Raw genomic sequence first — 11,739 nt, forward strand, 5'->3', positions numbered from 1 at the left:
CCACTTATGCACTTGCGAGGACTTTATGGCCCGTTTCGACCTGCAAAAACTCTACATTGACGGCGGCTACAGCGACGCTGGCAGCGATGCCACCTTCGAAGCCATCAACCCGGCTAACGGTGAAGTTCTCGCCCAAGTGCAACGCGCCACCTTCGATGACGTTGAACGTGCCGTGGTCAGCGCTGAAAAAGGCCAGAAAATCTGGGCCGCCATGACCGCCATGGAGCGTTCGCGCATCCTGCGTCGTGCCGTGGACATCCTGCGCGAGCGCAACGATGAGCTGGCCGCCCTGGAAACCCTGGACACCGGTAAAGCCTTTTCCGAAACCAAGTACGTCGACATCGTCACCGGTGCTGACGTGCTGGAATACTACGCCGGCCTGGTGCCAGCCATCGAAGGCGAGCAGATCCCACTGCGCGACACTTCGTTTGTCTACACCCGCCGCGAGCCGCTGGGCGTGGTTGCCGGTATCGGCGCGTGGAACTACCCGATCCAGATCGCCCTGTGGAAATCCGCACCAGCCCTGGCTGCCGGTAACGCGATGATCTTCAAGCCAAGCGAAGTCACCTCGCTGACCACCCTGAAACTGGCCGAGATCTACACCGAGGCTGGCGTTCCAGCAGGCGTGTTCAACGTACTGACCGGCAGCGGCCGTGAAGTCGGCACCTGGCTGACCGAGCACCCGCGCATCGAGAAAGTCTCCTTCACCGGCGGCACCGACACCGGCAAGAAAGTCATGGCCAGCGCGTCGAGCTCCTCGCTCAAAGACGTGACCATGGAACTGGGCGGCAAGTCCCCGCTGATCATTTTCGACGACGCCGACCTCGACCGCGCCGCCGACACCGCCATGATGGCCAACTTCTACAGCTCCGGCCAGGTCTGCACCAACGGCACCCGCGTGTTCGTGCCCAAGCACCTGCAAGCCGCGTTCGAAGCCAAGATCGTTGAGCGTGTTGCGCGTATTCGCATCGGCAACCCGGAAGACGAAAACACCAACTTCGGCCCGCTGGTCAGCTTCGCCCACATGGAAAGCGTGCTGGGCTACATCGCCAAAGGCAAAGAGCAAGGCGCACGCCTGCTGTGCGGCGGCGACCGCCTGACCGACGGCGACTTCGCCAAAGGCGCCTTCGTGGCCCCGACCGTGTTCACCGACTGCACCGACGACATGGTGATCGTGCGTGAAGAAATCTTTGGCCCGGTGATGAGCATCCTCACCTACGAAACCGAAGAAGAAGTGATCCGCCGCGCCAACGACACCGACTTCGGTCTGGCCGCTGGCCTTGTAACCCGCGACCTGAACCGCGCCCACCGCGTGATTCATCAACTGGAAGCCGGTATCTGCTGGATCAACGCCTGGGGCGAGTCCGACGCGAAAATGCCGGTCGGTGGCTACAAGCAGTCGGGTGTGGGCCGTGAAAACGGCATCAGCTCGCTGAACAACTTCACCCGCATCAAATCGGTACAGGTTGAATTGGGCGATTACGCCTCGGTGTTCTAACACCAGCGAGTCTTGTATTGCCCGTGAGGCCATCGCGGCGGTGCGACGACTCGACAAGCCCGCCTCCCACATTTGTTCTGTGTGAACCCGATCAAATGTGGGAGCTGGCTTGCCTGCGATCGAGTGCGAAGCACTCGCCAGACCTGACCATACTTCAAAGAGGGTGCATTTAATGTCCCAAGAATACGATTACATCATTGTGGGTGCCGGCTCCGCCGGTAACACCCTGGCGACCCGTCTGACCGAAGACGAAGGCGTCACCGTCCTGTTGCTGGAAGCCGGTGGCCCGGACTACCGCCTCGACTTCCGTACCCAGATGCCAGCCGCCCTGGCCTTCCCGCTGCAAGGCCGCCGCTACAACTGGGCCTACGAAACCGATCCAGAGCCACACATGGACGGCCGCCGGATGGAATGCGGTCGCGGCAAGGGCCTGGGTGGCTCTTCCCTGATCAACGGCATGTGCTACATCCGTGGCAACGCCATGGACTATGACAATTGGTCGAAGCTGCCGGGCCTGGAAGACTGGACCTACCTGGACTGCCTGCCGTATTTCCGCAAAGCCGAAACCCGCGACATCGGCCCTAACGATTGGCACGGTGGCGACGGCCCGGTCAGCGTGACCACGCCGAAAGCGGGCAACAACCCGCTGTTCCACGCCATGGTTGAAGCGGGCGTACAGGCCGGTTACCCACGTACCGAAGACTTGAACGGCTACCAGCAAGAAGGCTTCGGCCCGATGGACCGTACCGTCACGCCGAACGGCCGTCGCGCCAGCACCGCTCGCGGTTACCTGGACACGGCTAAAAAGCGTTCGACCCTGACCATCGTCACCCATGCCCTCACCGACAAAGTACTGTTCGAAGGCAAGCGTGCCGTGGGCGTGCGTTACCTGATTGGCGCCGCCGAAGAACGCGTTGAAGCCCGTGCGCGTAAAGAAGTACTGGTGTGCAGCGGCGCAATCGCTTCGCCGCAACTGCTGCAACGCTCCGGCGTTGGCCCGGCCAAACTGCTGGAAAGCCTCGACATCCCGGTGGTCCACGACCTGCCGGGTGTGGGTGAAAACCTGCAGGACCACCTTGAACTGTACCTGCAATATGCGTGCACCCAGCCGGTGTCGCTGTACCCTTCGCTGCTCTGGTACAACCAGCCGGCGATTGGTGCCGAATGGCTGTTCAACGGCACCGGCATCGGCGCCAGCAACCAGTTCGAAGCGGGCGGGTTTATCCGTACCCGTGAAGAATTCGAGTGGCCGAACATCCAGTACCACTTCCTGCCGGTAGCCATTAACTACAACGGCAGCAACGGTGTGAAAGAGCACGGTTTCCAGGCGCACATGGGTTCCATGCGTTCGCCAAGCCGTGGCCGTATCCAGCTGAAGTCGAAGAACCCACGGGACTACCCGAGCATCCTCTTCAACTACATGGCCACCGAGCAGGACTGGCAGGAGTTCCGCGATGGCATCCGCCTGACCCGTGAAATCATGCAGCAGCCTGCACTGGACCCATACCGTGGCCGCGAAATCAGCCCGGGCATCGACGTGCAAACCGATGAGCAGTTGGACAAGTTCATCCGCGAGCACGCCGAGACCGCGTTCCACCCGTCCTGCTCGTGCAAGATGGGCACCGACGAGATGGCCGTAGTCGATGGTGAAGGCCGCGTACATGGCATGCAGGGCCTGCGTGTGGTCGATGCCTCGATCATGCCGATCATCACCACCGGCAACCTCAACGCGCCGACGATCATGATCGCCGAGAAAATCGCCGACAAGATCCGTGGCCGCAAGCCATTGCCGCGCAGCACCGCCGATTACTACGTGGCAGGCGATGCGCCGGTGCGTGGCAAGCCGTTGCGTGAGATTGCGCAGTAACTGAAACACCGCGGTTGATCGTTCCCACGCTCCGCGTGGGAACGCATCCTGTGACGCTCCGCGTCACGCCCTTCAAGAGCGGACGCAGAGCGTCCGGGGTGGCATTCCCACGCAGAGCGTGGGAACGATCACACAACAAAACCTCCCTTGATCAGCTCCCCGCCCAGGCCTACTCTGTTGGCCTGCCCGCGCCGAGCCGCCCACAAGGAAGGCCCCATGTTCGAACACCACGCCACGCTCAAGAAACACTTCGGTGCCCTGCGCACCACTGCCGAATTTTTCTCCCTGCGCTACGTTCGCGAATCCGGCCAGTACCTGTCGGTGCGCAAGAACGTCGCCGAACCGCCTCACCTGGGCCACGACGAAGGCGCCATGCTCACCGTGCGCCTCAACGGCGTGGAAGCCTACGCCGCGACCAACGATATTTCCCTTGCCGGCCTGCAAGCCGCCCTTGAGCGTGCTGAACAGCAAGCCCGGTTGATCAAGCCCCACGCCCTGCTCGACCTGCACCAGCAACCGGTGTCCAGCGACGTCGCCGACTACCTGTCGCCCGACCTCGACCAGCCCTTCCCGTCCCTGAGCGACTGCTACCAATTGCTCGGCGATGAGTCCGCCGCCGTGCCCAAGGATGAGCGCCTGGTGAGTTGGGAAGTCAGCTTGGGCACCACGCGGGTCGAACAGATCTACCTCAACAGCGCCGGCGCGCAATTGCGTCAGGCCCAGCGTTTCGTGTTCCCCGGCCTGAGCGTCACCGCCTTCGACGGCAACGACAGCCAGACCCGCACCCTGGGCGGTACCAACTTCGGCCAGCAAGGCAGTGCCGGCGTGATCCAGCGCTTCGGCCTGGTGGGCGCCGCCCGTAAAGTGGCCGACGAAGCCCTGCAATTGCTGCTCGCACCGAATACGCCCCACGGCCCGCGTGACCTGCTGCTGATGCCCGACCAGATGATCCTGCAGATCCACGAGTCCATCGGCCACCCGCTGGAGCTGGACCGCATCCTCGGTGACGAGCGCAATTACGCCGGCACCAGTTTTGTGAAGGCCAGCGACTTCGGCCACCTGCAATATGGCTCACCGTTGCTCAACGTGACCTTCGACCCGGACATCCCCGAACAGCTTGCCAGCTACGGCCATGACGACGACGGCACGCCTGCCAGCAAGCAATTTCTGATTCGCGAGGGCCTGCTGCTCAAGCCGTTGGGCGGGGCCTTGTCGCAATTTCGCGCCAACCTGCCAGGCGTTGCCAACAGCCGCGCCTGCGGCTGGAACCGTGCGCCCATCGACCGCATGGCCAACCTGAATATCGAGCCCGGCGATAAAAGCCTCGCGCAACTGGTGGGCGGTATTGAAAGCGGCATCCTGATGTCGACCAACCGTTCGTGGTCCATCGACGATGCGCGCAACAAGTTCCAGTTCGGCTGCGAGTGGGGCCAGTTGATCGAAAACGGCGAGCTCAAGGGCGTGGTAAAGAACCCCAACTACCGGGCGATTTCCGCGCAGTTCTGGCGCAAGCTCAGCGCGGTGGGCGATGCCAGCACCTTCAAGGTCTTGGGCACGCCGAACTGCGGCAAGGGCGAACCCAACCAGGTGATCCGCGTCGGCCATGCGTCGCCGGCCTGTGTATTCAGCAATGTCGATGTATTTGGGGGAGATGCCTGATGAACCACTTCAAGGCACTGGTGGACTGGCTCCAGCAAGCCATCACCGACAAGGAACACTTTCAACTCGGCTACGCGGATGAAGCGTCCGAGTTCGTGCGCTTCAACCACGCACAGGTGCGCCAGGCCGGCCAGGTACAGCAGGCCAGCCTGAACCTCAAATTAATCAACGATGGGCGCCACGCCGACCTGGGTATCACCCTGTCGGGCGAAGCGGAGCTGGATCGCCAACGCCTGGCGAATGGCCTGCAACAACTGCGCGAAACCTTGCCGCTGTTACCGCCTGACCCGTACCTGCTGTTGAACCCCGACGCCTGGCACAACCATAACGAACAGCTGCGCCCGCTGCCGGAACTGGCCCAGGTGCTGGACGATATCAGCCAGGCCGCCGACGGCGTGGACCTGGTCGGTTTCTACGCCGCCGGCCCCATCAGCCGTGGTTTCGCCAGCTCAACGGGCGCGTTCGGCTGGCACCGGGCTAACAGTTTCAATTTCGATTTCAGCCTGTTCCACGCCAATGGCGAAGCGGTCAAAGCCAGCTACGCCGGGCACACCTGGAACAGCGCTGACTTCGCCGCGCGTTTCCAACAGGCCCGGGAGCAACTGGCGTTTCTCGGGCGCCCGCTGCACAACCTGGCGCCCGGCCAATACCGCGCCTACCTTGCGCCGGCAGCGCTGGAAGAAATCATCAGCATCATCACCTGGGGTGGTTTTTCGGCCCAGGCCATCGCCAGCAAAGGCAGTTCGTTGCAACGCCTGTACGCGGGTGATCAGTCACTGAGCCCGCTGGTGACGGTGGATGAGCAGATCAGCGGCTCCCTGAGCCAGGCGTTTTCCACTGAAGGCTACCCGCGCAAGGATGTCACCCTGATCAACGCAGGCCAGGCGGAGGGGCAGTTGATCAACTCGCGCAGCGCCGCCGAATACGGCTTGAAAACCAACGGCGCCAGCAGCGACGAGTCGCCCAGCGCCTTGCAAATGGCGGCCGGCAACCTGGCCCAGGCCGATATTCTCAAGCAGTTGGGCACTGGGCTGTATATCAGCAACCTGTGGTACCTGAACTACTCCGACCTGCCGGCAGCGCGTCTGACCGGCATGACGCGCTTTGCGACCTTCTGGGTGGAAAACGGCGAGATCCAGGCGCCGGTCAGCACCATGCGCTTTGATGACAGTGTCTATCAGTTGCTCGGTTCGCAATTGGAAGCGCTGACTGCTGATCGGGAGCTGCTGTTGTCGGCCAGTACCTACAGCCAGCGCAATACCGCTTCCAACCTGTTGCCAGGCGCTTTGGTAAAACGCCTGACGCTGACCTTATAAACCGTAGGAGCGAGCTTGCTCGCGAAGAACGTACAGACACTGCGGGCTGGCTGTCAGCGCTGCGTTATCGTTGGCGTTTTTCGCGAGCAAGCTCGCTCCTACAGAGCAATAACCTGCACTGCAAAGAAACGTCTATCCCGCCACCCCTGCCCACGAGAGCATAACCTTGCCTGGGAAAGGCAAGCTGGAGTCTTGAGATGAACCATGGAAGTTTTGTCATAGAGAAGCTGTACAAGCACTACAACGTTCACGTAGAGCAACTGGGTAACGACCCGCACAGAAAAACCGTACTGATGGTCAACGGCGCGCTGTCCACCACGCGCTCCTTTGCCCGCACCAGTAAATGCCTGGCCGAGCACTTCAATGTGCTGCTGTTCGACTTGCCCTTCTCTGGCTTGTCACGCGAGCACAACACCGAACTCGACCTGGTTACCAAGGACGACGAAGTGCAAATCCTGCGTGCCTTGGTGGCGCGCTTTGCGGTCAACCATCTGGTCTCGGCATCATGGGGCGGCATCTCCACGCTGTTGACCCTGGCGCACAACCCGCCCTCCATCGAAAGCTCGGTGGTGATGGCCCTGGCGCCCAACCTCAACCAGGCGATGCTCGAGTATGTCGAGCGCGTGCGTGTGCTGATCGAGGCTGATGACAAGTCGGCGGTCGGCCATCTGCTCAACGAAACGGTGGGCAAATACCTGTCGCCGCGCCTCAAGCGCAATAACCATCGGCACCTGTCGACCATGGCCACCACCGAGTACCGCCAGGCGCGCTTTCATATTCATCAGGTGCTGGGCTTGGGCGATGGCAACTACTTGCCGGCGCTCAGGCAGATTGAAACACCGGTGCACTTTCTCAACGGCGCGCTGGACGAATACACCCCGGCCGACGAGGCCCAGCTGTTCAAACACTATGTAGGCCGCAGCAGCTTTGCCGTGGCCGAACACACCGGCCATCTGCTGGACCTGGAGTCCCGCGAAGCCGCGCTGGCAGTGCATCGGGCCTTGCTGGACTTCCTGGTGGGCGAGCATGCGACGTTGTCAGCTATAGACGAACCGCCAGTGGGAAAACGGACGACGGATGGCGCATAATCGCGAACACATAGCCTGCTAATAAAAAGGGATCCCATGCCGAATCGTGCCCCTCTCGATGCCAAGACCGCCCGCTGGCTCCCCTGGGTGGTAGCGATTGCCTTCTTCATGCAGTCGCTGGACGGGACGATTCTCAACACCGCGCTGCCGGCGATGGCCCAGGACCTCGCGGAAAACCCGCTGCGCATGCAAGGGGTGGTGATCGCCTACATGCTCACCGTGGCCTTGCTGATTCCCGCCTCGGGCTGGATCGCCGACCGCTTTGGCACCAAGAAGATCTTCTTTGGCGCGATCATGCTGTTCAGCATCGGGTCGTTGCTGTGTGCGCTGTCCAGTAGCCTGAGCATGCTGGTGGGCGCACGGGTGGTCCAGGGCCTGGGCGGCGCGCTGATGCTGCCGGTCGGGCGGCTGGTGGTGCTGCGCGCTTATCCGCGCTCCGAGCTGGTGCGGATCATGGGCTTTATCACCATTCCCGGCCTGCTCGGCCCCTTGCTTGGCCCGACGATGGGCGGCTGGATGGTGCAATACCTGACCTGGCACTGGATCTTCCTGATCAACCTGCCGGTGGGCATGATCGGCTGCTATGCCGTGTGGAAATTCATCCCCGACCTGCGCGGCAGCGAGCGCACGCGCTTCGACGGCCTGGGCTTTCTGCTGTTCGGCGCGGCGATGGTGCTGATCACCATCGCCATGGAGGGCCTGGGCGAACTGCACCTGCCGCACCTGCGGGTGATGTTGCTGTTGTTCGGCGGGCTTGCCTGCCTGGCCGCGTACTGGCTGCGCGCCGGGCACATCGATAACCCGCTGTTCTCGCCGGTGCTGTTCAAGACGCGCACCTTTGCCGTGGGGATCCTCGGCAACCTGTTTGCGCGCCTGGGCAGCGGCGCATTGCCGTTCCTGGTACCGCTGCTGTTACAAGTGGCGCTGGGCTATTCGCCGTCAGAAGCGGGCATGAGCATGCTGCCGCTGGCGGCGGCGGCAATGTTCGCCAAATCCATCGCCCGCCCGCTTATCGAGCGCCTCGGCTACCGCATCGTCCTGACCGGCAACACCCTGGCCCTGGGCCTGATGCTGGCGAGCATGGGCCTGGTCAGCGAACAAACGCCCTACCCGTTACTGCTAGGCATGCTGGCAGTACTGGGGGCCATCAACTCCCTGCAATTTACCGCGATGAACACCGTCACCCTGATCGACCTCGACGACGCCCAGGCCAGCAGCGGCAACAGCTTGCTGTCGGTGGTGGCGCAGTTGTCCCTGAGCCTGGGCGTGGCCTGTGCCGGTGCATTGCTCGGCGGCTTTACCGCCGAAGCCGGCAATGACGGGGTCAATACGGTGCTGGGCGCCTTCCAGCTGACCTTCCTCACCGTGGGCATCATGGCGATGCTGGCGGCGGCGATCTTCCTGCAACTGTCGCCTAAAGACGGCAAACGCGTGGTCAGCCGCGAGCACGATATCGAGCACTAACGGGCGTCTCGTCGAGAACTTGCGGGGAAAATCCCACGAGACTGGTACACTGCGCGACATTTTGTTTTGCAGAGCCAGTCCCGTGACTACCATCGCCACCGCTTTTAATACTTTGCCCCTGTCCGCCGCCATGCTGGCTAACCTCGACTCGCTGGGTTATGTCGAGATGACGCAGATCCAGGCGCAAAGCTTGCCGGTGATCCTCAAAGGGCTGGACCTGATTGCCCAGGCCAAGACCGGCAGCGGCAAGACCGCTGCATTCGGCATCGGCCTGTTGAACCCGATCAACCCGCGCTACTTCGGTTGCCAGGCGCTGGTGATGTGCCCGACCCGCGAGCTGGCCGACCAGGTGGCCAAGGAAATCCGCCGCCTGGCCCGTGCCGAGGACAACATCAAGGTACTGACCCTGTGCGGCGGCGTGTCCCTCGGCCCGCAGATCGCCTCCCTGGAGCACGGCGCCCACGTTATCGTCGGCACGCCAGGTCGCATCCAGCAGCACCTGCGTAAAGGTTCGCTGGTGCTGGACGGCTTGAACACCCTGATCCTCGACGAAGCCGACCGCATGCTCGACATGGGCTTCTACGACGCCATCGAAGACATCATCAGCAAGACCCCGCCGCGTCGCCAAACCCTGCTGTTCTCGGCCACGTACCCAGTGAGCATCAAGCAGCTCGCTTCCAAGTTCATGCGTGCGCCTCAGCAAGTGAAAGCCGAAGCGTTCCACTCCGACGACCAGATCGAACAGCGCTTCTACGAGATCTCCCCGGAAGAACGCATGGACGCCGTGACCAAGGTGCTGGCGCACTTTCGCCCGGCCTCCTGCGTGGCGTTCTGCTTTACCAAGCAGCAAGTGCAGGAAACCGTCGACCACCTAACCGCCAAGGGCATCTCCGCCGTTGGCCTGCATGGTGACTTGGAACAGCGCGACCGTGACCAGGTACTGGCGATGTTTGCCAACCGCAGCACCTCGGTGCTGGTGGCCACCGACGTTGCCGCCCGTGGCCTGGACATCGACGCCCTGGACATGGTGATCAACGTCGAACTGGCCCGCGACTCGGAAATTCACATCCACCGTGTAGGCCGTACCGGCCGTGCCGGTGAGACCGGCATCGCCATCAGCCTGGTGGCGCCGTCCGAAGCCCACCGCGCCCAGGCCATCGAGCAACTGCAAAAGTCGCCGCTGAACTGGGACCAACTGGACAACCTCAAGCCACAAAGCGGTGGCCCACTCTTGCCGCAGATGAGCACCCTGTGCATCGCCGCCGGGCGTAAAGACAAGGTTCGCCCAGGCGACATCCTCGGTGCATTGACCGGTGAAGCCGGCATTCCGGGTGCCCAGGTCGGCAAGATCGCGATCTTTGATTTCCAGGCCTTCGTGGCCGTGGAGCGCGGCATCGCCAAGCAGGCGCTGCAGCGTTTGAATGACGGCAAGATCAAGGGCCGTTCGCTGCGCGTGCGTATTTTGTAAAGACCTATCGATGGGTGAAGATCCCTTGTGGGAGCGGGCTTGCTCGCGAATGCGGAGTATCAGTCGACACGTTTGTCACTGAACCACCGCATTCGCGAGCAAGCCCGCTCCCACATTTGACTGTATTTCAATTCAGAATTTTTGTGAGGACATGGCTGTGCGCTCGACCGAAGTTGTGATCATTGGCGCCGGCGCCGCAGGCTTGATGTGCGCGCTGACTGCCGCCGGGCGTGGGCGCAAAGTGATGTTGATCGACCACGCCAACAAGGCCGGCAAGAAAATCCTGATGTCCGGTGGCGGCCGCTGCAACTTCACCAACATGTACACCGAGCCGGCCAACTTCCTCTCGCATAACGCGCACTTCTGCAAGTCCGCCCTGGCCCGCTACACCCAGTGGGATTTCATCGGGCTGGTGGCCAAGCACGGCGTGCCCTACCACGAGAAGAAACTCGGCCAGCTGTTCTGCGACAACAAGTCCAGCGACATCCTTGGCATGCTGCTTGATGAGTGCATCCAGACCGGCGTGAGCCTGCACCTGGACACCTCCATCGAGGCCATCGCCAAGCTCGAAAGCGGCTATCAACTGCAAACCACCCTGGGCGAACTGCGCTGTGAATCGCTGGTGATCGCCACGGGCGGTTTGTCGATCCCGACACTGGGCGCCACCGGTTTCGGTTACCAAGTGGCCAAGCAATTCGGCCACGAACTGCTGCCGACCCGCGCCGGGCTGGTGCCGTTCACCATCACCGACCAGCTCAAGGAGTTGTGCGGCGAGTTGTCCGGCACCTCGGTCGACTGCCTGGTGAGCTGCAACGGCCAGAGTTTTCGCGAGAACATCCTGTTCACCCACCGCGGCCTGAGCGGGCCGGCAATTTTGCAGATTTCCTCGTATTGGCACTCCGGCGACACGGTGGAAATCAACCTGCTGCCCGACCACGACGCCCATGCCTGGCTGCAACAGCAACAGGCCGAACACCCCAACAGCGAGTTGAAAACCCTGCTGGGGGAGATCTTCACCAAGAAGATGGCCAACCTGCTGGCCCAAAGCTGGTTCGAATCCAAGCCGATGAAGCAGTACACCCACGCTGAAATTGCCGATATCGCGCAAAAGCTGGGGAGCTGGCAACTGGTACCGGCCGGCACCGAGGGTTATCGCACCGCCGAGGTGACATTAGGCGGGGTGGATACGCGGGAAGTGTCGTCCAAGACCATGGAATCGCTGAAAAGCCCCGGCCTGTACTTTATCGGCGAAGTGCTGGATGTGACCGGCCACCTGGGCGGGTTCAATTTCCAGTGGGCCTGGGCCTCGGGCTACGCGGCCGCGCAATACGCCTGACTTGCACTTTGAAATGCAATCCCCTGTGGGAGCTGGTTTTGCA

General features: G+C 62.1%; 8 protein-coding genes. All 8 read left to right on the plus strand.

Annotated features, from left to right (window positions below; all coding sequences use genetic code 11):
- Positions 1 to 25 precede the first annotated feature (25 nt).
- Positions 26 to 1,498 carry a betaine-aldehyde dehydrogenase gene (betB, locus tag PSH76_RS28065; protein WP_044271841.1) on the plus strand — a complete coding sequence of 491 codons (1,473 nt, stop codon included), beginning with the start codon at positions 26 to 28 and terminating at the stop codon, positions 1,496 to 1,498.
- 172 nt (positions 1,499 to 1,670) lie between these two features.
- On the plus strand, positions 1,671 to 3,365 hold the full coding sequence (gene betA / locus PSH76_RS28070) for a choline dehydrogenase (RefSeq protein ID WP_032894927.1): 1,695 nt from the start codon (positions 1,671 to 1,673) through the stop codon (positions 3,363 to 3,365).
- Positions 3,366 to 3,581: 216 nt separating this feature from the next.
- Positions 3,582 to 5,024, plus strand: a complete 1,443-nt coding sequence (locus PSH76_RS28075) for a TldD/PmbA family protein (RefSeq protein WP_098950158.1) — start codon at positions 3,582 to 3,584, stop codon at positions 5,022 to 5,024.
- A complete protein-coding gene (locus PSH76_RS28080; RefSeq protein WP_305493277.1) occupies positions 5,024 to 6,340 on the plus strand; it encodes a TldD/PmbA family protein in 1,317 nt (438 codons plus the stop codon). Before PSH76_RS28075 ends, PSH76_RS28080 begins: the two co-directional genes overlap by 1 nt.
- 197 nt (positions 6,341 to 6,537) lie before the next feature.
- On the plus strand, positions 6,538 to 7,428 hold the full coding sequence (locus PSH76_RS28085) for an alpha/beta fold hydrolase (RefSeq protein WP_305493278.1): 891 nt from the start codon (positions 6,538 to 6,540) through the stop codon (positions 7,426 to 7,428).
- 36 nt (positions 7,429 to 7,464) lie between these two features.
- Complete coding sequence (gene mdtD / locus PSH76_RS28090; RefSeq protein ID WP_032894917.1) at positions 7,465 to 8,892, plus strand: multidrug transporter subunit MdtD; 1,428 nt, start codon at positions 7,465 to 7,467, stop codon at positions 8,890 to 8,892.
- A 130-nt stretch (positions 8,893 to 9,022) separates the two neighbouring features.
- On the plus strand, positions 9,023 to 10,360 hold the full coding sequence (dbpA, locus tag PSH76_RS28095; RefSeq protein ID WP_232964675.1) for an ATP-dependent RNA helicase DbpA: 1,338 nt from the start codon (positions 9,023 to 9,025) through the stop codon (positions 10,358 to 10,360).
- 157 nt (positions 10,361 to 10,517) lie between these two features.
- Positions 10,518 to 11,696, plus strand: coding sequence for an NAD(P)/FAD-dependent oxidoreductase (locus tag PSH76_RS28100; RefSeq protein WP_032897743.1), 1,179 nt, complete (start codon positions 10,518 to 10,520; stop codon positions 11,694 to 11,696).
- The last annotated feature ends 43 nt before the right edge of the window (positions 11,697 to 11,739 follow it).

It is taken from the genome of Pseudomonas sp. FP215 (assembly GCF_030687795.1).
Taxonomy (GTDB): Bacteria; Pseudomonadota; Gammaproteobacteria; order Pseudomonadales; family Pseudomonadaceae; genus Aquipseudomonas; species Aquipseudomonas salmasensis.